Source organism: Streptomyces sp. NPDC001002 (assembly GCF_053599215.1).
On record NZ_JBSFLV010000103.1, the window covers coordinates 1 to 22838 of the forward strand.

22 protein-coding genes are annotated in these 22838 nt (G+C 71.7%); 15 read left to right on the top strand and 7 right to left on the bottom strand.

The features are described 5' to 3' along the window. Both ACWDR3_RS34280 and ACWDR3_RS34285 read left to right on the top strand, forming a co-directional pair. Positions 1-906: DUF6986 family protein (locus ACWDR3_RS34280; protein ID WP_450356454.1), on the top strand; the 906-nt coding region annotated here is incomplete at its 5' end. 95 nt (positions 907-1001) lie between these two features. Next, the gene (locus ACWDR3_RS34285) at positions 1002-2963 is read left to right on the top strand and encodes a protein kinase domain-containing protein (protein WP_450356455.1); all 1962 of its coding nucleotides are present in this window, start codon (positions 1002-1004) and stop codon (positions 2961-2963) included. Here the strand turns inward: ACWDR3_RS34285 and ACWDR3_RS34290 are convergent. Both ACWDR3_RS34290 and ACWDR3_RS34295 read right to left on the bottom strand, forming a co-directional pair. Beyond that, the gene (locus tag ACWDR3_RS34290) at positions 2909-3727 is read right to left on the bottom strand and encodes a hypothetical protein (protein WP_450356456.1); all 819 of its coding nucleotides are present in this window, start codon (positions 3725-3727) and stop codon (positions 2909-2911) included. The genes ACWDR3_RS34285 and ACWDR3_RS34290 overlap by 55 nt on opposite strands. Before the next feature lie 7 nt (positions 3728-3734). After that, positions 3735-4814, bottom strand: coding sequence for a LacI family DNA-binding transcriptional regulator (locus ACWDR3_RS34295; RefSeq protein ID WP_450356457.1), 1080 nt, complete (start codon positions 4812-4814; stop codon positions 3735-3737). Between the two features lie 207 nt (positions 4815-5021). Between ACWDR3_RS34295 and ACWDR3_RS34300 the strand changes: the two genes are divergently transcribed. Further along, positions 5022-5969, top strand: coding sequence for an ROK family protein (locus ACWDR3_RS34300; protein WP_450356458.1), 948 nt, complete (start codon positions 5022-5024; stop codon positions 5967-5969). 46 nt (positions 5970-6015) lie between these two features. On the opposite strand, the gene ACWDR3_RS34305 is transcribed toward ACWDR3_RS34300, so the two are convergent. Continuing rightward, positions 6016-8049, bottom strand: coding sequence for an NPCBM/NEW2 domain-containing protein (locus ACWDR3_RS34305; RefSeq protein WP_450356459.1), 2034 nt, complete (start codon positions 8047-8049; stop codon positions 6016-6018). Between the two features lie 258 nt (positions 8050-8307). Next, positions 8308-8646, bottom strand: coding sequence for a hypothetical protein (locus tag ACWDR3_RS34310; protein WP_450356460.1), 339 nt, complete (start codon positions 8644-8646; stop codon positions 8308-8310). Positions 8647-8752: 106 nt separating this feature from the next. Between ACWDR3_RS34310 and ACWDR3_RS34315 the strand changes: the two genes are divergently transcribed. Both ACWDR3_RS34315 and ACWDR3_RS34320 read left to right on the top strand, forming a co-directional pair. Beyond that, positions 8753-8965: a hypothetical protein gene (locus ACWDR3_RS34315; RefSeq protein WP_450356461.1), complete on the top strand. Its 213-nt coding sequence runs from the start codon at positions 8753-8755 to the stop codon at positions 8963-8965. 150 nt (positions 8966-9115) lie between these two features. Next, positions 9116-10156: an NUDIX domain-containing protein gene (locus ACWDR3_RS34320; RefSeq protein WP_450356462.1), complete on the top strand. Its 1041-nt coding sequence runs from the start codon at positions 9116-9118 to the stop codon at positions 10154-10156. Positions 10157-10187: 31 nt separating this feature from the next. On the opposite strand, the gene ACWDR3_RS34325 is transcribed toward ACWDR3_RS34320, so the two are convergent. Continuing rightward, positions 10188-11543, bottom strand: coding sequence for a M20/M25/M40 family metallo-hydrolase (locus tag ACWDR3_RS34325; RefSeq protein ID WP_450356463.1), 1356 nt, complete (start codon positions 11541-11543; stop codon positions 10188-10190). Between the two features lie 134 nt (positions 11544-11677). Between ACWDR3_RS34325 and ACWDR3_RS34330 the strand changes: the two genes are divergently transcribed. After that, the gene (locus ACWDR3_RS34330) at positions 11678-13003 is read left to right on the top strand and encodes a geranylgeranyl reductase family protein (RefSeq protein ID WP_450356464.1); all 1326 of its coding nucleotides are present in this window, start codon (positions 11678-11680) and stop codon (positions 13001-13003) included. Between the two features lie 165 nt (positions 13004-13168). Here the strand turns inward: ACWDR3_RS34330 and ACWDR3_RS34335 are convergent, their stop codons facing one another. Further along, entirely contained in the window at positions 13169-13642 is a 474-nt protein-coding gene (locus ACWDR3_RS34335) for a nitroreductase/quinone reductase family protein (protein ID WP_450356465.1), read from the bottom strand. Positions 13643-13812: 170 nt separating this feature from the next. On the opposite strand from ACWDR3_RS34335, the gene ACWDR3_RS34340 reads away from it, so the two are divergent. The 9 genes from ACWDR3_RS34340 (at position 13813) to ACWDR3_RS34380 (ending at position 22482) form a co-directional block, all read left to right on the top strand. Then, positions 13813-14499, top strand: a complete 687-nt coding sequence (locus ACWDR3_RS34340; RefSeq protein ID WP_450356466.1) for a TetR/AcrR family transcriptional regulator — start codon at positions 13813-13815, stop codon at positions 14497-14499. 123 nt (positions 14500-14622) lie between these two features. Beyond that, the gene (locus ACWDR3_RS34345) at positions 14623-15858 is read left to right on the top strand and encodes a histidine kinase (RefSeq protein ID WP_450356467.1); all 1236 of its coding nucleotides are present in this window, start codon (positions 14623-14625) and stop codon (positions 15856-15858) included. Further along, complete coding sequence (locus tag ACWDR3_RS34350) at positions 15855-16520, top strand: response regulator transcription factor (protein ID WP_124001029.1); 666 nt, start codon at positions 15855-15857, stop codon at positions 16518-16520. The genes ACWDR3_RS34345 and ACWDR3_RS34350 overlap by 4 nt, the downstream gene beginning before the upstream one ends. A 107-nt stretch (positions 16521-16627) precedes the next feature. Further along, a complete protein-coding gene (locus ACWDR3_RS34355) occupies positions 16628-17281 on the top strand; it encodes a response regulator transcription factor (protein ID WP_450356486.1) in 654 nt (217 codons plus the stop codon). 1 nt (position 17282) lies between these two features. Continuing rightward, positions 17283-18560 (top strand): sensor histidine kinase, encoded by a 1278-nt coding sequence (locus ACWDR3_RS34360; protein ID WP_450356468.1) that lies wholly within the window; start codon positions 17283-17285, stop codon positions 18558-18560. A gap of 67 nt (positions 18561-18627) precedes the next feature. Further along, positions 18628-19185 (top strand): hypothetical protein, encoded by a 558-nt coding sequence (locus tag ACWDR3_RS34365; protein WP_450356469.1) that lies wholly within the window; start codon positions 18628-18630, stop codon positions 19183-19185. After that, the gene (locus ACWDR3_RS34370; RefSeq protein ID WP_450356470.1) at positions 19182-20507 is read left to right on the top strand and encodes a peptidoglycan-binding protein; all 1326 of its coding nucleotides are present in this window, start codon (positions 19182-19184) and stop codon (positions 20505-20507) included. Before ACWDR3_RS34365 ends, ACWDR3_RS34370 begins: the two co-directional genes overlap by 4 nt. Then, complete coding sequence (locus ACWDR3_RS34375) at positions 20504-21229, top strand: ABC transporter ATP-binding protein (protein ID WP_450356471.1); 726 nt, start codon at positions 20504-20506, stop codon at positions 21227-21229. Before ACWDR3_RS34370 ends, ACWDR3_RS34375 begins: the two co-directional genes overlap by 4 nt. After that, positions 21226-22482, top strand: a complete 1257-nt coding sequence (locus ACWDR3_RS34380; protein ID WP_450356472.1) for an ABC transporter permease — start codon at positions 21226-21228, stop codon at positions 22480-22482. Before ACWDR3_RS34375 ends, ACWDR3_RS34380 begins: the two co-directional genes overlap by 4 nt. 48 nt (positions 22483-22530) lie before the next feature. On the opposite strand, the gene ACWDR3_RS34385 is transcribed toward ACWDR3_RS34380, so the two are convergent. Then, on the bottom strand, positions 22531-22815 hold the full coding sequence (locus ACWDR3_RS34385) for a DUF6332 family protein (RefSeq protein ID WP_450356473.1): 285 nt from the start codon (positions 22813-22815) through the stop codon (positions 22531-22533). Positions 22816-22838: the final 23 nt, after the last annotated feature.

Below are 22838 nucleotides of genomic sequence, written 5' to 3' on the forward strand. Positions count from 1 at the left end.
CGCGCGGCCCGGCTGATCGCGGAGGCGTACGCGAAGGGGACCGCGGCGCCGTACATGGGCATCCGGATGAAGTGCATGGAGGCGCCGGTGCGGGACCGGGGCATCCGCACCCTCGACATCTTCCTCACCGGCCTGATCGAGGCGGGCGGTCTGCCCGACGGACTGGTGCTGACGCTGCCCAAGGTGACGTACCCGGAGCAGGTCACCGCCATGGTGCGGCTCCTGGTGGCCTTCGAGAAGGCGCGCGGTCTCGAACCCGGGCGGATCGGCTTCGAGATCCAGATCGAGACGAGTCAGTCCATCCTCGCCACCGACGGCACCGCCACCGTCGCCCGCATGATCCAGGCCGCCGAGGGCCGCGCCACCGGACTGCACTACGGCACCTTCGACTACAGCGCCTGCCTCGGTGTCTCCGCCGCCTACCAGGCCAGCGACCACCCGGCCGCCGACCACGCCAAGGCGATCATGCAGGTCGCGGCGGCGGGCACCGGCGTGCGGGTGTCGGACGGGTCGACCAACGTGCTGCCCGTGGGCTCGACCGAGAAGGTCCACGACGCCTGGCGGCTGCACTACGGCCTGACCCGACGGGCCCTGGCCCGCGCCTACTACCAGGGCTGGGACATGCACCCCGGCCACATCCCGACCCGCTACGCCGCCGTCTTCGCCTTCTACCGCGAGGGCTTCGAGCAGGCCGCCCTGCGCCTCACCCGGTACGTCAGCCGGGCCGGCGGTGACGTCATGGACGAGCCCGCGACCGCCAAGGCCCTCGGCGGCTATCTGCTGCGCGGTCTGGACTGCGGCGCCCTCGACATCGCCGAGGTGTCCCGCGCCACCGGGCTGACCCGGGCCGACCTGGAGGGCTTCGCGGCGCCGCGCCGCGGCGACCTGACGGTCTCGGCGAAGTAGCGGCCCTGTCACAGCCGTCACCGGCGGCTGGTGTTGTCACCCGCGCCCCGTAGTCTGTACCGCACGCATTGACGTGTCACAGGAACGGGGCAGCGGTGTCTTCGGGGGACTCCTTCAACGGAAATGGCCAGACGGACGGGATAGGCCGGCTGCTCGCCGGGCGCTATCGCGTCGTCGCCCAGCTCGGGCGCGGCGGCATGGGTGTCGTCTGGCGGGCGATCGACGAGGTCCTGGGCCGCGAGGTCGCGGTCAAGGAACTGCGCACGTACAGCGACGCGGACGCGCCCGAACTCGCCGATCTGCGGCTGCGGATGCAGCGCGAGGCCCGCGCGGCGGCCCGGATGCGGCACCCGGGAGTCATCGCGGTGCACGACGTGGCGGAGGTCGACGGCCGTCCGCTGATCGTCATGGAGCTGGTGGACGGCCCGTCCCTGGACGACGTCCTGCGCGACCGCGGCACCCTCGACCCGCGCGAGGCCGCCGGCATCGGCGCCAAGGTGATGGACGCGCTGGCCGCCGCCCACCGCGCGGGCGTCCTGCACCGCGACGTGAAGCCCGGCAACATCCTCCTGGAGCGCTCGGGCCGCGTCGTGCTCACCGACTTCGGCATCGCGACCATGGACGACCCGGGCGACGGCTCGGCCACCCACCTCACCCGCAGCGGCGAACTCGTGGGCTCCCTCGACTACTTGGCCCCCGAGCGCGCCCAGGGCGCCGACCCCGGACCGGCGTCCGACGTATGGGCCCTGGGTGCCACGCTGTACGCGGCGGTCGAGGGCGCCTCGCCCTTCCGCCGTACGTCCACGTACTCGACGCTCACCGCCATCGTCGACGAGCCTCTTCCCGAGTCCCACGCCGCGGGCCCGCTGCGTCCCGTTCTGCGAGAGCTCCTGCACAAGCGCCCCGAGGAGCGCCCGACCGCCGAGGCGGCCCGCGACCTGCTCCAGGCGGTGGCGGACACGGTCCCCACGGACGTCCAGACGACGACCCTGCGGGAGAGCGACAAGCCCACGACACCGCCACGCGCGGAGACCGAGGTCAGTCTTCCGTCGGTGCCGCCGGGGTTCGGGCCGGTGGAGCCGGTGGCGGGACAGAATGTCGGCACGGGCGCGGCGACGGACTCCGGGGCGCACGGTCAAGTGGAGCCGGCAGCAGGGCAGTTCGGCCCGGCCGCCGCGGGATTCGGCACCAGCGAGCAGCCCGCCCAGGGCTTCGGGCCACCCGAGACGGGGGAGCGGACTCCGGCGGTCGGCGGTGCGGCTATGCAGGGTCTCGGGCCGGCGGTTCCGGGATCCCCGGACTCCTCCCTCACCGGCCCCATGGCCCCCGCCCCAGCCAGGCGCCGCAAGGGCAAGGTCCTGCTCGCGGCCGTCGCCGTCACGCTCGTCGTCGCGGCGGCCGGCACCTCCGTCGCCCTGTTGAACAACAACGGCGATACGAAGAAGCAGACCGAGTCCGGCGCGTCCGTCGACGCCGGTGACACCCCCGCGACGGCGGTGACCGGCAGCCCCGACGCCGCCCGCTCGGCCGACGACAAGCCCAGCGAGCAGGGCGACAAGGAGTCGCCGAGCGCGTCCAAGGGACCCGGTGGGAAGTCCGACGACACCCCCACCCACTCCGGCACCAGCCCGTCCCCGGGCAAGACCTCCGGGAGCGGCGGCACCACGGGCGGGACCACGGGTGGCGGCGGGACGACGGGCGGCGGCTCCGGCGACGGCGGTGGCGGTACGACGGGCTCAGGCGGCACGACCGGCGGGAGCGACCCCACCGAGGACCCGGCCTGCACCTCCATCGGCGGCGGCAAGTACAACTGCACGGTCTGGAAGACCGCCAAGTCCTACACGGCCTCCGGCACCGAGGTCGGCGTCCTCGGCTCCGGCACCAACTACTTCTACTGCCAGGCGAACCTGGGCCGCCGCGAGACGTCCGGCGAGTGGACCAACGTCTGGTGGGCGAAGACGGACGACGACAGCGGCAACACGAACGTGTACGTCAGCGACGTCTACATCAAGGGCGGGGACAACGACTCGCCGGTCCCGGGACTCCCCATCTGCTGATCCCGTACGAACCTCTCAAGGCCCGACACCGTCACCCGCTTCTCCCGCGCGAACAGGCGCGTGCCCCGCTCGCACAACTTCCGGTCGGCACGCGCCCGTTCGCAGAACTCCTCCGGCGTGACCCCGAACAGCTCCCTCAACCGCCGGGATCCCAGCAGGAGTTCGGTGATCAGCTCCCGCTGGCCGGGGTGCGATCGTGGCGCGCCGGTGCCGTCGTGCAGAACCCCGCGCCGGTTGACGTAGGCGTACGCGCCGGGCAGGACCGTGCCGTCCTCCGTCTCGATCCGTACCGTCGGCGAAGGCAGCCAGGCCCGGCGGTAGTTGCCGTACGGCAGCAGCACGCCCTCGCTGGCGTCGATGACCGAGAGTTGCTCGCCGTCGAGCCAGATCACGAACAACTCCCGTACCGCGCCCGGGGCTTCGACCGGTGACGCCGACACGTACCCCATGCGGCTGACGTGCGCGGAGACGCCCACGTCGAGGCCCGTGACCAGGGTTCTCACCATCGGGATGGGTGAGGCGATCCCGTACTCGGCCATTTTGTGGCGGAGTTGACCCGGGCAGGCGTTGGAGCCGACGGCGAGCACGGGTGCGCGGTTCTCGTGCACCAGGATTTCGAGCGGATGGAAGGGCGTGCCTTCGAGCGGCAGGAAGCGGTCGCCGTCGAGCAGCCCCGACTCCGTCGGCCAGGCCCCGGGGTAGAGCAGCGGATGGTCGCGCGGGGCCTCCGCCAGGCCCAGTGCCTCCAGTGTGCGGTCGGGCATGTGCGGCTCAGACCGCCGGGGGCACTTCGCCCGAGCCGCGGGCGATCAGGCGGGTGGGCAGTTCGATGCGCTCGGGGGCGATGAGGGTGCCGTCCAGCTGGCGGAAGAGGCGTTCCGCGGCCGTGCGGCCGAGGGCGGCCGCGTCCTGGGCGATGACGGTGACGCCCGGCTGGAGCAGGTCGGCGAGTTCGAAGTCGTCGAAGCCGACCAGGGCGACCGGGCGGCTGTGCTCGGCGAGTACACGGACGACGGTGACCGTCACGCGGTTGTTGCCCGCGAAGATCGCGGTGACCGGGTCGGGACCGGAGAGCATCTCCTCGGCCGCCCGGCGCACCCGCTGCGGGTCCGTGACGCCCAGGGACATCCATGACTCCTCGACCTGGGTCCCGGCGTCCTCCAGAGCCGCCCGGTAGCCGCGCAGGCGCTCGGCGGCCGTGTGGATGCGGGGCATGTCGCCGATGAAGCCGATCCGGCGGTGGCCGTGCGCGACGAGGTGGGCGACGCCGTCGCGGGCGCCGCCGAAGTTGTCGGACAGGACCACGTCGGCGTCGATCCGCCCGGCCGGACGGTCCACGAAGACCGTGGCGACGCCCGCCTTGAGCTCGGGCTCCAGATACCGGTGGTCGTCACCGGCCGGGATCACCACCAGGCCGTCCACCCGCCGTGCGCACAGCGCAAGGGCCAACTCCTGCTCGCGGTCCGGGTCTTCGGCGCTGGAGCCGTTGATCAGTAGGGCGCCGTGCGCGCGGGCCACCTCCTCGACCGCGCGGCTGAGCGGGCCGTAGAACGGGTCGGCGAGGTCCTCCAGGACCAGACCGATGCTCGCGGTGCGGCCCTTGCGCAGCACGCGCGCGCTGTCGTTGCGCCGGAAACCCAGCGCGTCGATGGCCTCCTGGACCCGGCGCTCGGTCTCCGGGGTGACGCCGGGCTCGCCGTTGACCACGCGGGACACGGTCTTCAGACCGACGCCGGCCCGCGCGGCCACGTCCTTCATGGTGGGACGATTGCCGTAACGAGTGGCGTTGAGGTGGTCTGAGCGACGGGCGGTCTCTGGCACGATGCGCTGTCCTGTCCTGTCTCGTCCCATGGGGATGCGTCGGACCATGAGGTTGTATGAGGATGTGGCGTCGAGCATAGAGCCTGGACAACGTTGTCATATGCGAGAGAGACTGTCCACCGCAATCTCCGGCCTGCGCCCCCACCGCGAGACCGGACCGCACTTCTCCGTGGTTGAAGGGGGAACTTCCCCCGGGCCGCTGGAGACCCAATTGGTTGACGGGGAGATCCGACACTGATGCACACCGACTTCGTGGCCGCGCTCGACATCGGCGGCACCAAGATCGCCGGGGCGCTGGTGGACGGCCACGGCCGGATCGCGGTGCGTGCCCAGCGCGCGACGCCCGCGCAGGACGACGGCGAGACCGTGATGGGAGCCGTGGCGGAGGTGCTCGGCGAACTCACCGCCGCACCCGAGTGGGCACGCGCCACGGCGCTCGGCATCGGCAGCGCAGGGCCGGTCGACGCCAAGGCGGGCACCGTCAGCCCCGTGAACGTGCCGGGCTGGCGCGACTTCCCGCTGGTCCGTCGGGTCCAGGAGGCGGCCGGCGGGCTGCCCGTCGAGCTGATCGGCGACGGTGTGGCGATCACGGCGGCCGAGCACTGGCAGGGCGCGGCCCGCGGCCACGACAACGCGCTGTGCATGGTGGTCTCCACCGGAGTCGGCGGCGGCCTCGTCCTCAACGGCCAGCTGCACCCCGGCCCGACCGGCAACGCGGGCCACATCGGCCACATCAGCGTCGACCTCGACGGCGACCTGTGCCCGTGCGGCTCGCGCGGCTGCGTGGAGCGCATCGCGAGCGGTCCCAACATCGCGCGCCGGGCCCTGGAGAACGGCTGGCAGCCCGGCCCCGACGGCGACACCTCGGCCGCCGCGGTGGCCGCCGCCGCCCGCACCGGCGACCCGGTCGCGGTGGCCTCCTTCGACCGGGCCGCCCAAGCGCTGGCCGCCGGCATCGCGGCCACGGCGACCCTGGTGGAGATCGACATCGCCGTGATCGGCGGGGGCGTGGGCAAGGCGGGCGACGTGCTGTTCACGCCGCTGCGCAAGGCCCTGGGCGACTACGCGACGCTGTCGTTCGTGCAGGGCCTGGAGATCACGCCGGCCCAGATGGGCACGGACGCCGGTCTGGTGGGAGCGGCCGCGGCCGCGCTCGCCCGGCGGGCGGACGCGGCCACGGTCTGAGGGCCCTGGGCAGGAACGTTCCCGTGCTGCTGGGCCCCGAGGGGGCTCAGCAGCTCAGCTGCGCCCCCGCCCAGTCCGCGTGGTCCGAGTCGTACCCGTCCCCACCGTTGGTGACGACCAGGTGGATCACCTCGGCGCCGGTCACGTCCGCGGTGATCGACTGGGCCGGCATCGCGTTGGTGAGGGTGCCGGTCGAGGCGACCTTGGTGCCGTCGGCCCAGATCTCGAAGGCGACGGAGCCGTTCGCGCCCTTCTCGTCGTCGACGCCGACGTCCGCGGTGACCTTCTCGCACGCCTTGCCGGTGTAGAACTCGACGTCGCTGTCGGCGTGTACGCCAAGGCCCTTGGCGTACACGACTCCGCCGATGGTGATCGGATTGCCGTCACCCGCGTCGCTCTCGCCGTTGCTGGTGTTGCGCTCCGCCGGCCCCCAGCCGCTGGTGGCCGACAGCCACGGCAGATCCCCGAGCCCGGAGACACCCGCGGGTGGCGCCACGACCACGGTCGCGGTGAGCGGCAGGACACTGTCGACGCGCTTGCCGCTCGGCGAGCGGTAACTCGCCTTCAGCTTCAGGTCGTACGACCCCGTCGGCGTCTCCTTCGGCGCGGTGAGCGACCACTTGGTGCGCAGCGAGCGGCCTGTCCGCAGCTCCTTGGCCTTGGTCGACGAGGTCGCCTTGACCTTCCAGCCCGCAGGGCCCGTCAGTGCCACCGAGACGTGTTCGGCCGTCGTGCGGCCGAGGTCGGTGACCGTGGAGGTCAGGGAGACCTTCTTGCCGGCCTCGACCAACGGGCTGCCGTTCAGGCCGAGTTCGACGGCCGGCGGGTTGGTGGCCCACTTGCGGTCGGCGGAGATCCGCAGCAGGACCGTGCCGTGCGCCGGGACGGTGGCCGCGATCGTGCCCGCGGTGTTGAAGCTCTTGTGCTGCCACAGGTCGCGCTGCGTGTAGGCGCGGGCGGCGGGCAGGCCGACGGCGGTGGCGGTGGTGGCGATGCGCTGGGGGCTGCCCGACTCGTTGAAGAGCGCGACCGCGCGGCTGCCGTCCTTCATCTGCTTGCTGACGACCCAGCGTCCGCCCTCGGAGGAGACGACCGTGCCCTGCTTGCCCAGCGGGTCCTGGTCGACCGCGACGACCTCCTTGTTGTCGAGGATGTCGAAGGTCGCCTGGGTCGCCTTGCGCAGGTCCGAGCCGATGAGCAGCGGGGCCGCCATGATCGACCACATCGAGAAGTGCGAGCGGTACTCCGTGTCGGTCATGCCACCGTTGCCGACCTCCAGCATGTCCGGGTCGTTCCAGTGCCCCGGTCCGGCGTACTGCGCCAGCGGCAGGTTCTGCTTGAGGATCGACAGCATCGAGCCCCAGTTGTCGCTGATGTCACCGGTCGTACGCCACAGGTGGCCCACGTCCGCCGCCCACTCCCAGGGCTTGTTCTCGCCCCATTCGCAGAGGCTGTAGACGATGGGCCGGCCGGTCGCCTTCAGGGCGTCGCGCATGGTGTTGTAGCGCAACTTGGCGTCCACGCCCTGGTTGTTGCAGTTGTCGTACTTGAGGTAGTCCACGCCCCAGTCGGCGAACTGCTGGGCGTCGCTGTACTCATGGCCCAGCGCACCGGGGAATCCGGCGTCGTTGCACGTCTTCGTGCCCGCGCTGGTGTAGATCCCGAGCTTGAGGCCCTTGGAGTGGACGTAGTCGGCAACTGCCTTGATCCCGTGGGGGAACCGCACCGGATCCGGTACGAGCTTGCCGTTCGCGTCCCTGCTCGGCAGGGCCCAGCAGTCGTCCAGGTTGATGTACTGGTAGCCGGCGTCCTTGAGACCCTTCGCGACGAAGAGGTCGGCGATTCCCTCCACCATGGCCTCGTTGAACTCCGGGCGGCAGTTCGTGGAGTTCCAGTTGTTGAAGCCCATCGGCGGGGTCAGGGCGAGACCGTCGGCGAGGGCCGGCGCGGCGGGCTGGGCGGGAGGCTCGGCCGTGGGTGCGGCCATGGCCGGCGCGGCGAGTCCGGCCGCGCACAGGAGGCCCGCCGTGAGCGCTCCGACCAGTCTTCGGCGGGTGGTGCGGGTGTCGAGGTGATGCATCGTTGCAGTCCTCCGAACGCGCGAAAGATGGGATGACAGCATGTCCGCGTCACCCCTGAGCGTTTACGGTAGGACGTGTCTGACTGTGTTGGAAGAGGCGCGTTAACGGTGGTTCGATATCCCGTCAGGGCCCTTGACATCGACGTCAGACGGGAGTTCAGTCCACTCTGACGTTCGGATGTGTTGAGTCGGCGCTCCGCTGAATAGTCCAGACAGTCGATCCACAGGCATCGGAGGGCTGACCGCTCGGAGGTGCGCTCAGCCCTCCGCGAACCTCCGCGCCAGATCGCGATGGTGTGCCGAGGCCCGGCGCACCCGGTCCTCCTCGATGTGCACCCCGGGCGTACCGGCCAGCCCCTCCAACTGCTCTGCGAGGCGCCGGTGTTCACGGCCGGCATGTTCGCGGCACGGCAGGCAGGTGACGCTCTCCGGGCGTCCGGACGTCATCGCGTACGGCACCCGGAGGCCGCAGCCCGCGGTGACGGTGCTCGGCGCGTCGCCCACGAGTCCGAAGGTGGCCGCCAGGGCGCCCCGTACCGCGGCGTTGTCGCGGAGCAGTTTCGAGTCGACGTGGATGTGCCCGTCACCCGCGTCCATCCGCCCGCCTCCCTGGTCGGCCCGGTCGCCCGTACCAGGATGCCCGCTCGGGCACCGGCCGCAACGGGTGCGTGACCCCGGCCCGGTCCGCGCAGTTGATCCGGGCATGAAGAAGCGCAGCATGCTCGCCATCGCCTCCCTCGCCACCGGGTTCGTCGTCGCCGCGATCAGTCCGACCCACGGAGGCGACCACCAGGTACTCGGTGACCAACAGGCACTGGGCGGCCTGAGCGTCGACGACACCCTCGGCGCGGTCGCCGGCACCATCAGCAAGGACAGCTTCGCCGACGCCGACAAGACCCTGGGGCAGAACGGCTGACGTCACCCTCCGTCCCGACAGGGCGCCGGCGCCCCCGCCGTTGCGGCGGGCATCGGCGCCCCTCTTCGTGCGCCCTCAACTGGGGCTGGTTTCCGTGGCAGGGTGAAACGGGCAAGCCTCAGGGGGCCAATAGAAGAGGGGGAACTGTCCGTGATCGTCTGGATCAACGGAGCGTTCGGTGCCGGGAAGACCGCCACCGCACGGGAACTGATCGACCTGATCCCGAACAGCACGCTCTTCGACCCCGAGGTCATCGGCGCGGCGATGACGCATCTGCTGCCGCCCAAGCACCTCGCCGAGGTCGGCGACTTCCAGGACCTGCCGATCTGGCGACGCCTCGTGATCGACACGGCGGCCGCGATGCTCGCCGAGCTCGGCGGCACCCTCGTGGTCCCCATGACCCTCCTGCGCCAGGAGTACCGCGACGAGATCTTCGGCGGTCTGGCCGCGCGCCGCATCGCCGTCCAGCACGTCCTGCTGGCTCCGGCGGAAACGATCCTGCGCGAGCGAATAGCCGGGCGGGAGATCGCACCCGACCTCCCCGACGGCGAACTGCGGCAACGCCAGTGGGCCTACGACCACATCGAGCCGTACCGCGCCGCCCTCGCCTCCTGGCTCACCGCCGACGCCCACCCCGTCGACACCGGCGCGCTCACCCCGTACGAGAGCGCCGTGCGGATCGCGGAGGCCTGCGGGCGGGGTGAGGTGCCGGTCTGCGACATCGTGCAGACGCCCGAGCCCACCGCCGAGACGCTCGCCGCCGGTGTGCTGCTCTTCGACGAACTGGACCGGGTGCTGCTCGTCGACCCCACCTACAAGGCCGGCTGGGAGTTCCCCGGCGGTGTCGTCGAACCCGGCGAGGCCCCCGCCCGCGCCGGCATGCGCGAGGTCACCGAGGAGACCGGCATCCGCCTCGCCGACGTACCGCATCTGCTCGTCGTCGACTGGGAGGCCCCCGCACCGCCCGGCTACGGCGGACTGCGACTCCTCTACGACGGTGGACGGCTCGACTCCACCGAGGCCGCCCAGCTGCTGCTGCCCGGACCCGAACTGCGCGAGTGGCGCTTCGTCACCGAGGAGGAGGCGGCGGACCTGCTCCCGCCGGTCCGTTACGAGCGGCTGCGCTGGGCGCTGCGGGCCCGGGAGCGGGGCGCCGCGCTCTATCTGGAGCGCGGCATCCCCACGCCCTGACATCGCCGACCTGCCGGAATCCGAAGGGAGTTCAGCTCGCCGCGTAGTTCCGCAGGAACAGCGCCTCCGCCACCGACAGCCGCTCCAACTCCTCGGGCGACACGCTCTCGTTGACCGCGTGGATCTGCGCCTCCGGCTCGCTCAGACCGATCAGCAGGATCTCCGCGCTCGGGTAGAGCGAGGCGAGGGTGTTGCACAGCGGGATCGAGCCGCCCTGACCGGCGTACTGCATCTCCTGGCCGGGATAGGCGACCGCCATCGCCTCGGCCATCGCCGTGTACGCCGGGCTGGTCGTGTCGGCGCTGAACGGCTGGCCCTGGCCGGTCTGTTCGATGTGCACCCGGGCGCCCCACGGCGTGTGCGCCTCCAGGTGTGCCTCCAGCAGCTTGGTCGCCTCGGCGGCGTCCACGCCCGGCGGCACCCGCAGGCTCACCAGCGCACGCGCGCTCGCCTGCACGGACGGCGTGGCACCGACCACCGGCGGGCAGTCGATGCCGAGAACGGTGACGGCGGGGCGCGCCCAGATCCGGTCGGCGACCGTGCCCGAACCGATCAGCCGCACCCCGTCCAGCACCTTGGCGTCCTGCCGGAACTGCTCCTCCTCGTACTGAAGACCCTCCCAACCGGCCGCCGGGGCAAGCCCGTCGACGGTCGTCGAACCGTCCTCGGCGCGCAGCGAGTCCAGTACGCGGATCAGGGCGCCCAGCGCGTCCGGGGCGGCGCCGCCGAACTGGCCGGAGTGGAGGTTGCCTTCGAGGGTGTCGATCCGCAGGCGCAGGAGCGTCATGCCGCGCAGCGTGGAGGTGACCGTGGGCAGCCCGACACGGAAGTTGCCCGCGTCGCCGATCACGATGGTGTCGGCCGCGAGCAGGTCCGGGTGCTCCTCGGCGTACCGCTCCAGACCGCCGGTGCCCTGCTCCTCCGAGCCCTCGGCGATGAACTTGACGTGGACCGGGACACCGCCGTCGGCCTTCAGGGCCCGCAGCGCGAGCAGGTGCATGATGACCCCGCCCTTGCAGTCGGCCGCGCCGCGCCCGTACCAGCGGCCGTCGCGCTCGGTCAGTTCGAAGGGCGGAGTGGTCCAGGCCGTCTCGTCGAGCGGGGGCTGCACGTCGTAGTGGGCGTAGAGCAGGACCGTCTTCGCGCCCTCGGGGCCGGGCAGAAAGCCGTACACCGACTGCGTACCGTCGGGGGTGTCGAGCAGGGCCACGTCCTGGAAACCCTCGGCGCGCAGGGCGTCGGCGACCCAGGTCGCGGCGCCCTCGCTCTCGCTCCGGGGGAACTGGTCGAAGTCCGCCACCGATTTGAACGCCACCAGTTCGGCGAGTTCCGCCTGGGCCCTCGGCATGAGTGAGGCGACGGTCTCGGCGACCGGATTCGACGACATGGGCACGCTCCTTGTGGGTGCGACGTTGTACTGGTGAAGTGCTGTGATCCTCCCACAGCGGTCCGCGGCGACGCCCGCCGTAGGATGCGGGAGACAGGTGCGGCAGGCGGCGTGATCGGGAGTAACGGACCATCGTGAGCAGCGAGAACTCTTCGGCGGACGACGGACAGCGGGTGTGGGACGTCGTCGTGGTGGGTGCGGGACCCGCGGGGGCCTCCGCCGCGTACGCGGCCGCGGTGGCGGGGCGGAGCGTGCTGTTGCTGGAGAAGGCGGAGCTGCCCCGGTACAAAACGTGCGGCGGGGGCATCATCGGACCTTCCCGCGACTCCCTGCCACCGGGCTTCGAACTCCCGCTGCGCGACCGCGTGCACGCGGTGACGTTCTCCAACAACGGACGCTTCACGCGCACCCGCCGCTCCCGGCAGATGATGTTCGGGCTGATCAACCGGCCCGAGTTCGACCAGCAGTTGGTCGAGCACGCGCAGAAGGCGGGCGCCGAGCTGCGCACCGGCGCGACCGTCCAGCGCGTCGAGCAGCACGGCTCGTCCGTGCCGGACCGGCGCACGGTCGCCGTGGTGCTCCAGGGCGGCGAGACGCTCCTCGCCCGTGCCGTGGTCGGCGCGGACGGCAGCGCCAGCCGCATAGGAGCACACGTCGGCGTGAAGCTCGACCAGGTGGACCTCGGCCTGGAGGCGGAGATCCCGGTGCCGGAGACCGTCGCCGAGGACTGGAAGGGACGGGTGCTCATCGACTGGGGCCCCATGCCCGGCAGCTACGGCTGGGTCTTCCCCAAGGGCGACACGCTGACGGTGGGCGTGATCTCGGCCCGCGGTGAAGGCGCGGCGACCAAGCGGTACTTGGAGGACTTCGTGGCCCGGCTCGGCCTCGCCGGGTTCGAACCGAGCATCTCCTCCGGGCACTTGACGCGTTGCCGGGCCGACGACTCGCCGCTCTCGCGCGGGCGGGTGCTGGTCTGCGGGGACGCGGCGGGGCTGCTGGAGCCGTGGACGCGCGAGGGCATCTCGTTCGCGCTGCGCTCGGGGCGGCTCGCGGGGGAGTGGGCCGTGCGGATCGGCGAGGCGCACGACGCGGTGGACGCCCGCCGTCAGGCGCTGAACTACGCGTTCGCGATCAAGGCGGGCCTCGGCGTCGAGATGAGCGTCGGCAAGCGGATGCTGGCCATCTTCGAGCGCCGCCCCGGCCTGTTCCACGCGGCGCTCACCGGCTTCCGTCCTGCGTGGAACGCGTTCCGGGAGATCACCCAGGGCAAGACCACTCTCGCCGAGCTCATGCGCTCGCACCCGATGGCCCAGCGCGCCCTGACCGCGCTCGACCGGCGTCCTGTGGAGGGCGGCCCGGTCGACGCGAGCGGGGAAGCGGGGGCGGAGGGAGAGGCCGGTGCGGTCGGTGGAAGTGGCGGGAGCGGTGGGAGTGGCGCGGTCGGTGAGGCCGGCGCTTGACCGTGCGGTGGGGTCGGGGCCTGACCGTTGGGTAAGGCCCGCGCCTGACCGTGCGGTGAGGCCGACTTCTGAGCGTTGGGTGCGGTCATGTGCCGTCCGTGGCGCCGACCGTGCGGTGAGGTCATGTGCCGTCCGTGACGTCGGCCGCGCTGCCGGAGGCCGGCGTCACTTCGCGACCGTGATGCGGAAGACGGGGTGGTCCGGCGCGGCCGCGATGATCTCCTCGTCGGTGGACTTCGCGGTGACGCCCTGGAAGTACTGGTTGACCTCCCAGCCCCACTTCTCCAGGTAGGTCCGCAGGATCGGGAGCTTCTCGACGTCGGGAAGCTCCTGCGCGGTGAACGTGCGGATCCTGCGCCCGACGCGCAGCTCGCCGCCGCCGGCGACCCGCATGTTGCGCACCCACTGGGAGTGGCCGCGGGCCGAGACGATGTACTGCGTGCCGTCGTAGGTGTGCGGGTTGACGGGGATGCGCTGCATCCGACCGCTCTTGCGGCCGCGCACCGACATTTCGGCGGAGCCCATGAGGCTGATGCCGTGCCGGGCCATCCAGCCCAGGACGCTGTTGAAGCGGACGGTCAGCGGGCTGCCCTTGAGGTAGTACGGCGCGGACCCGGACGGGGACGAGGACTGGGACATGATGCTCTCCAACGGGTGAGGGAGAGCGTCGCTCACTTTTGTGAGCACTGCTCTCGCTTGCGGTGTCAGTCTGCACGGGATCGGTGATCCAAAGCAAGAGCAGTGCTCTCTTTTTAGTGCGGCGCTCACATCTGTGTGCACTGCTCTGGTTTCGTGACACACTCGCTCGCATGAGCACCGCACACGGAGCCCGTGCCCGGGCCAGGATCGAAGTCACCGCGGCCATCAAGGACGAGGCCCGCAGACAGCTCGCCGCCGAGGGTGCCGCCAAACTGTCGCTGCGTGCCGTGGCCCGCGAGCTGGGCATGGTCTCGTCCGCGCTCTACCGCTACTTCCCGAGCCGCGACGACCTGCTCACCGCCCTCATCATCGACGCGTACGACTCCCTGGGCGAGGCTGCCGAGGCGGCGCGCGTCACCACCGACGCGCTCGGCCCCGTACAGCGCTGGATCGCTGTCTGTGAAGCCGCGCGCGAGTGGGCCCTCGCGCATCCGCACGAGTACGCGCTGATCTACGGTTCGCCGGTCCCCGGGTACGTCGCTCCCGACACCACCGTCCCGGCCGCCTCCCGGGTCGGTCTGGTCCTGATCGGCATCGTCCGCGACGCCCTCCGGGGCCGCGGTGTGACCATGCCGCCGCTGCCCGCGGAACTGCGGCCCGAGGCCGAGCGGCTGGCCGCCGACATCGCCCCCGACCTTCCGCCGGCCGTGGCGACGGCCCTGGTCGCGGCCTGGGCGCAGATGTTCGGGCTGATCGGGTTCGAGCTGTTCGGTCAGTTCCACCGGGTGGTGGCGGACCGGGAGGCGTTCTTCCGGCACGGGGCGGGCCGACTCGCCGCGAGCGTGGGCCTGCGGTGACCTCGGCTCGCGGGCGCTGACGTACTTCCCCTTCACCGGGACCGACGTACTTCCCCGGGAGTACGCGTGATCACCACGCCCGGCGGACGCCGGGGCGGCCAGGTGACGTCTAGCGTGGCGGTCATGGAAGAGCAGCGTGTGCGCGGGGGCGGCCCGCCCCAGTGGTGGCGGCACGGGCCGCCGTGGCTGAACCGCTGGAACGAGGAGGAGCGCGGCGCCCGCTGGCCCTGGCGCTCCACCGCGCTGCTCACCGTCTTCGTGCTCGTCGGCTCGCACTACGCGTCCCACCAGCAGTTGGGGGACCGGGCGCCCCTCGACACCTTCGCGCGCGTGCTGCTGGTCGTGGCGTCGGGGCTGTTGCTGTGGCGGCAGCGGTACCCGGTGGTCGTCGTGTTCGGCACGGCCGCCGCCGTGATGGTCTATCTGGGGGCCGGTTACGCGTACGGGCCCGTCTTCCTCACCGTCGCCGTGGCCTGCTTCAGCGCTGTCGTCGCCGGGCATCGCAGGGCCGCCTGGGGTGCGGTCGCGATGCTGTGGACGGGACACGTACTGGTCGCGCACTGGCTCTACCGCTGGCTGCCGCCGGACAGGCACTCGGCGGCCCCCTGGGGGCAGGAGATCGTGATCGCCACCTGGGTGGTGGCGATCGTGGCGGTGGCGGAGCTGGTCAGGACCCGGCGCGAGCAGTGGGTCCGCGAACGCGCCGAGCGGGCGCAGGCGGCGAAGCGCCGGGCCGACGAGGAGCGGCTGAGGATGGCCCGCGAACTGCACGACGTCCTCGCGCACAGCATCTCCGTCATCAACGTCCAGGCGGGCGTGGGACTCGCCCTGCTGGACACCGACCCCGAGCAGGCGCGCACGGCGCTGACCACCATCAAGGCGGCGAGCAAGGAGGCGCTCGGCGAGGTCCGCCAGGTGCTCGACACGCTCCGCACGCCCGGGGACGCGCCGCGCGCACCGGCGCCCGGCCTCGGCCGCCTGCCCGAACTCGTCGAGCAGGCCGGGAGCGCCGGCCTGACGGTGGACGTCGACGGCGAACCGCCCCGCCTCGCCCCCGGCACCGACCTGGCCGCCTTCCGCATCATCCAGGAGGCGCTCACCAACGTCGTGCGCCACTCGGGCTCGCGCCACGCGCGCGTGCACCTCGCACACGACACGCGGGAGCTACGGCTGCGGATCGACGACGACGGGCCCGCGACCGGCGCCGACGCGGGCGGCAGCGGCAACGGACTGGCCGGAATGCGGGAGCGGGCGGCTGCTCTGGGTGGCACGATCGAGGCGGGCCCGCGCCCTGACGGCGGCTTCCGGGTGCTAGCCGTACTGCCGTTGAAGGTGAAGGCCAAGGAGGACGACCGGTGATCCGCGTACTGCTCGCCGACGACCAGTCACTCGTGCGGGCCGGCTTCCGGGCGTTGCTCGACGCGCAGCCGGACATCGAGGTGGCGGGGGAGGCCTCCGACGGCGAGGAGGCGGTGCGGAAGGTACGTGAACTGCGCCCCGACGTCGTCCTGATGGACATCCGGATGCCGCTGCTCGACGGACTGGCGGCGACCCGGCGCATCACCGACGACGGCGCTCTCGAAGGCGTCAAGGTGGTCATGCTGACCACCTTCGAACTCGACGAGTACGTCTTCGAGGCGATCCGTTCGGGCGCCTCCGGCTTCCTGGTGAAGGACACCGAACCAGAGGAACTCCTGCGCGCGGTACGGGCGGTGGTCGAGGGCGACGCGCTTCTGTCGCCCGGTGTCACCCGTCGCCTGATCGCCGAGTTCGCGGCCCGCTCCAAGGAACCCGCCACCGCGGACGCGCTCGGTCAACTCACCGAGCGGGAGCGGGAGGTGATGGCCCTGGTCGGCATCGGCCTCTCCAACGAGGAGATCGCCCGCCGCCTGGTCGTCAGCCCCCTCACTGCGAAGACCCACGTCAGCCGCACGATGGTGAAGCTGGGCGCCCGGGACAGGGCCCAACTGGTCGTCCTGGCCTACGAGTCGGGGTTGGTGCGGCCGGGTTGGCTGGGCTGATACGACCAGGCAGACACGACATGCGGACGCTGTGACCGGGGTGTGACCGCGGTCCGGGCAGACTGACCGGCATGAACAGCGGCCTGTGCCGCGCAGGGGGGAGAGAGTTGAGGGTTCTCGTCGTCGAAGACCATGCCGAGCTCGCGGAGTCGGTGGCACGCGTGCTGCGTCGCGAGGGGATGGCGGTCGACGTCTCCTACGACGGCGCCGACGCACTGGAGCGCGCGACGGTCGTCGACTACGACGTCGTCGTACTGGACCGGGACCTCCCCAAGGTCCACGGTGACGTGGTGTGCGGTGTGCTCGTGGAACAGGAGCACCGGGCCCGTGTCCTGATGCTGACGGCGTCCGCCACGATCGCCGACCGGGTGGAGGGACTCACCCGCGGCGCGGACGACTACCTCCCCAAGCCCTTCGCCTACGCCGAGTTGGTCGCGCGGATCCGCGCCGTCGCCCGCCGTCCCGAGCAGGCACTGCCTCCCGTCCTGGTCCACGGCGACCTGCGCCTGGATCCGGCCCGTCGGGTGGCCACCCGCGCGGGAACTCAACTGCGGCTCACGCCCAAGGAGTTCGGAGTGCTCGAATGCCTGCTGGCCGCGCAGGGCCGGCCCGTCTCGGCGGAGGAACTCCTCGAACGCGTCTGGGACGAAGCCGCGGACCCCTTCACCAACACCGTCAAGACCACCGTGAACCGGCTGCGGCCGAAGCTCGGGTCACCGTCCCTGATCGAGACCGTCCCCCGCGGCGGCTACCGGATCTGAGATGCCGATGCGCCTGTCCAGCCCACTCCGTCCTATCCCCGCGGGCGTCCCGGTACGCCTCCTGCCCCGACGCGTCCGCATGCGGCTGACGGTGCTGTTCGGCCTGCTCTTCGTCGCCTCCGGCGCCGTCCTGCTGTCCATCACCTACTTCCTCGTCTCCCGCCGCAAGGTCAACATCACCATCTTCAGCCAAGGCGTCGGCGGACTGCCCCTGCCCGACGGCGGCATGGACGTCCTGCCCGGCCAGTCCCCTCCCCCCTGGACCGAGGGTGCCGCCAGGGAGCTGCGCGAACAGGCCGTACAACAGCACGCGTTGGAGATGCACCACCTCCTGGCGCAGTCCGGCATCGCTCTGGCGATGATGGCCGGCATCTCCATCGTGCTCAGCTGGCTGGTGGCCGGCCGGATCGTGCGGCCCCTGCGCACGATGACCTCCACCATCCGGCAGATCTCCGCGCGCAACGTCCACGAGCGCCTCGACGCCAAGGGTCCCTCCGACGAACTCAAGGACCTCGCCGACACCGTCGACGGACTCCTGGGCCGGCTCCAGACCGCCCTGGAGTCCCACAAACGCTTCGTCGCCAACGCGGCTCACGAACTGCGCACCCCGCTCACGCTGGAACACGCGCTGCTCGAAGAGGCCCTGATGGACGACGACACCGACACCTTCCGGACCACCTTCGACCGCCTGCTCGTCATCAGCAGGCAGCAGGCCCGCCTGCTGGAGTCACTGCTCACCCTCGCCGGCAGCGAACGCGGTGTGGAACACCCCGAACCACTGGACCTGGCCGCACTCGCCGAGGACGTCCTGCTCTCCTTCGACGCGGAGATCGAACGGCGCGGACTGACCCTGGAGACCGACATCCGGCCGACCGGCATCTCCGGGGACCCCGCCCTCATCCAGCGCCTGGTCGCCAACCTCCTCGACAACGCCGTCGACCACAACGTGCCCGTCGGCCGCGTCGAGATCGCCACTGGCACCGACCCCACCGGCCGCCCCTTCGTCTCCGTCTCCAACTCGGGCAACGACATCCCGCCCGAACAGGTCGACCGGCTCCTGGAACCCTTCCAACGCCTGGTCCGCACCCCGGACGACGGCCACCACGGCCTCGGCCTCTCCATCGTCCGCGCCATCGTCACGGCCCACGGCGCCGAACTCGTCGCCCGCGCCCGCCCCGGAGGCGGCCTGATCATGGAGACCTACTTCCCGGGCCGCGTACCCGCCCCATCGACCGGCATCGGCCAACACTCGGTCCGCACAGCGGTCGCCCGCCTGTAGGAATGGGCGTTGCTGGTGTCGCCTTCTGTGTCCGTCGTGTGACCGTCCGCTGCGTAGAACTTGGCGCATGTTCACTCCGAAGAAGCGAGTTCTCTCGCACACCGCACTGGCCGCGTCGGCGCTCGCTGTCGCCCTCTTGGTGACCGGCTGCTCCGACGACTCCAAGGCCGAGGCGTCGACCGACGTCGGGGCCGGCGCCTCGGCCTCGCCGACCAGCCCCTTCGAGAAGGCCCTGGACTACGCGCAGTGCATGCGCTCCAACGGCGTCCCGAGCTTTCCCGACCCACAGCAGGACACCGGTGGGGTCCGGATCAGCCCGGGTGACGTCGACCCGAACTCCAGCGAGTACCAGAAGGCGGAGGAGGCCTGCCGCGACCGGATGCCCCAGGGCGGGGGCGGCGCGGCAGGCGGCGGGCTCGACTCGGCCAAGGTCGCCGAATGGGCCAAGTGCCTGCGGGAGAACGGCCTCACCAAGCTGCCCGACCCCGAGATCGACGGCGGCAACATGAAGATCGATCCCAAGGCGGCGGGGATCACGCCCGAGCAGTTCGAGAAGGCGCAGCAGGCCTGCCAGGACAAGTACCCGGGCGGCGGCCTGATGCTGGGACCGGGGTCGGGCCAGTGACGACCTCCGACGAGACCGAACTCGCCGTTCGCGGCGAGGAACCGAACGCACTGGAGCGCAGGGCACCGGACACCGTGGCGGACACCCGGGCCAGCGAGGGTGCCGAGCCGTCCGCCACCACGGGCGGCGACGGCGGATCCGACGCCGACGACCAGGTGCCCGCCCGCACCGGCCGCGGGCGCCGTCCGCTGCGTACCGCGCTGCTCGTGGTGATCGCGATCGCCGTGGCCGCAGCCGCCGGCATGGCCGCGTCCGGAACGTTCGGCAGCGACGGCGAGGACTCCGCGAACAGCGCGCCGTCCGGTCCGCCCGCCACGACCGAGGTGCAGCGCACCACGCTGACCGCCACCGAGACGGTGAACGGCAACCTCAGCTACGGCGACGCGACCGACGTACAGGCCCCGGCCGCCTCGGCCGGCACCGGCTCGGGCACGGGACAGCAGGGCTCGGGCGGGAGCGCCGGTGCCGGCGTCATCACCTGGCTGCCGACCGACGGCGTCGTCCTCGAACGCGGCGACACCGTCTACCGCGTCGGACAGGAGAAGGTGCCGCTGCTGTACGGCTCCATCCCCCTGTACCGCACCCTGGGGACCGGGGACGAGGGCGAGGACGTCAAGATCCTCGAAAAGAACCTCAAAGCCCTCGGCTACACGGGCTTCACCGTCGACGACACCTACACGTCCGACACGGCCGACGCCGTCGAGGAGTGGCAGGACGACCTCGACCGGCCCGAGACCGGCACCGTCCAGGTGGGCGACGCCGTCGTGGCGTCGAGCGCCCGCCGCGTCGCCGAGGTCACGTCGGTCCCCGGCGCCCTCCTCAGCGGCAGCCTGCTGTCCTGGACGGGCACCGCGCGGGTCGTGAACGTCGACCTCGACCCGCAGCACGAGGACCTCGTCAAGAAGGGCACCAAGGCGACCGTCACCCTCCCCGACGACACCACCGTCGAGGCCGTGGTGACCGACGTCGGCACCCCGCCGCCCACCCAGAGCGGCTCGGGCAGCGACTCGGGCCAGCAGTCCGGCAGCGGCGGCAGCGACGACGCCACCATCCCCGTACAGCTGGAGATCAAGGACCAGAAGAAGCTGGGCCGTTACCAGGCCGCCCAGGTCGACGTGGTCCTCAAGGCCGAGACCCGCGAGAACGTCCTCGCCGTACCCGTCAACGCGCTCACCGCGCAACGCGGCGGCTACGCCCTGGAGACCGTCACCGACAAGGGCGTCGAGTACGTCCCGGTCAAGCTCGGCATGTTCGCGGGCAACCTGGTCGAGGTGACCGGGACGGGTATCAAGGCCGGCATGGCCGTGGGGGTTCCCAAGTGACCGGTCCGTCCCACCCCGTCGTCCGTCTGAGCGGGGTCACCAAGACATACGGCGACGTCCACGCCCTCAAGGGCGCCGACCTCGTCGTCCGGCGCGGCGAACTCCTCGCCATCGTCGGGCCGTCCGGCTCGGGCAAGTCGACGATGCTCAACATCATGGGCACCCTCGACCGGCCCACCGCCGGCACGGTGAGCATCGCCGGACATCTCACGGACGAGCTCTCCGACCGCGAGCTGTCCGCACTGCGGGCCGGCACCATCGGCTTCGTCTTCCAGCAGTTCCACCTTGCCCCCGGCGTGGCGTCGGTGGACAGTGTCGCGGACGGGCTGCTCTACAGCGGCCGGCCGCGCGCCTGGCGGCGCAGGAAGGCCGAGACCGCGCTGCGCCGGGTCGGCCTCGGCCACCGGCTCGACCACCAGCCGCACCAGCTCTCCGGCGGTGAGAAACAGCGCGTCGCCATCGCCCGCGCCGTACTCGGCGATCCGCCGCTGCTGCTCGCCGACGAACCGACCGGCGCGTTGGACTCCCGGTCGGGCGCCGTGGTGATGGACCTGCTGCACGAACTGCACGAGGCGGGCACGACGGTGGTGGTCATCACCCACGACCGGGACATCGCCGGGTCCCTGCCCCGTGAGGTCCGGGTCAGGGACGGCCTGATCGAGTACGACTCCGGCCGCCCGGCGGAACTCGCCGACCGAGTCCCCCAGGAGATCACCTCATGAGCACGCTCCACACCGAGCCGGACACGGCGGAACGGGACCGGGCGGCGCTCCCGCCGCCGACCCGCCCCAAGCCGGCCAGGATGGGCCCGGCCGACGTGGTCCGCGTGGGCGGTTCCGGTCTGCGGTCCCGGCCGATGCGGGTCTTCCTGTCCGCGCTCGGCATCGCGATCGGCATCGCCGCCATGGTCTCGGTGGTCGGCATCTCCAGTTCGTCCACCGAGGGACTCAACCGCAGGCTCGCGGCGCTCGGCACGAACCTGCTCACCGTCACCCCGGGGCAGTCCATCAGCGGCGACACCGCGCATCTGCCCGACGAGGCGGTCGGCATGATCGGCAACATCGACGCCGTCGAGTCGGTCTCCGCCATCGGCAGGACGAGCGCGAAGATCTACCGCAACGACCACATACCCAAGGAGGAGACCGGCGGCCTCACCGTCGACGCGGCCCGCACGGACCTGCCGAAGAGCATCGGGGCCGAACTCGTCGACGGACGCTGGCTGAACGGCGCCAACAGCCGCTATCCCGCGGTCGTGCTCGGCGCCAAGGCGGCGCAGCAGGTCGGCGTGCACCAGGCGGGCGAGGACGTCCAGGTGTGGATCGGCGGACGGTGGTTCACCGTGGTCGGCCTGCTCGCCCCCAACGAACTCCTGCCGGAACTGGACTCCGCGGCCCTCGTGGGCTGGCCGGTCGCCGAGCGGCTCCTGGACTTCGACGGATACCCCACGGCCGTCTACACACGGACCGACGAATCCGCCGTCAACGACGTGCAGGCCGTCCTCGGCGCCACCGCCAACCCCGAGAACCCCAGCGGCGTCAACGTCTCCCGGCCGTCCGACGCGCTGGCCGCCAAGGAGGCCACCGACGACGCGCTCAGCGGGCTGCTCCTGGGCCTGGGCGGCGTGGCTCTGCTGGTGGGCGGTGTCGGCGTCGCCAACACGATGGTGATCTCCGTACTGGAACGGCGCTCCGAGATCGGTCTACGCCGTTCACTGGGCGCGACCCGAGGACAGATCCGCACCCAATTCCTGTCCGAGGCACTGCTGTTGTCCGCGCTCGGCGGACTCGGCGGCGTGCTCCTGGGCATCGGAGTCACGGCCGGCTACGCCGCCTACCAGGGTCTGCCGTCCGTGGTGCCCTTGTGGGCGATGGCTGGTGGCGTCGGAGCCACCCTCGCCATCGGCGGCCTCGCCGGCTTCTACCCGGCCGTCCGCGCCGCCCGCCTGCCACCCACGGAGGCCCTGGCCACCACCTGACACGGCGACACTCCTGCCTGTGATCGCCGCCCAACTGGTGGCCCTGGCCTACGAGTCGGGCCTGGTGCGCCCGGGCCGGCCGGCCTGATCCACGCGCCGGAGACGCAGCAGCACACTGACCACCCGTACGAAGAACAGCACCGGCACGAGCACCAGTCCCGTGCCCACGAGCACGGTCTCGACCGTGTGCGGCAGATCGAAGAGCAGCGCCGGACCCGCGACCGCGCCGAAGACGACCGCCGCCGCGAACGCTGCGCTGAGCAGGGCGTATCCGATCTCGACGGTGATCGCGTCCCGCTCGGCCTGACTGCGCCGTCCCCCGTGTCCAGACATGGAGGTCAGTTTCACAGCCGTGT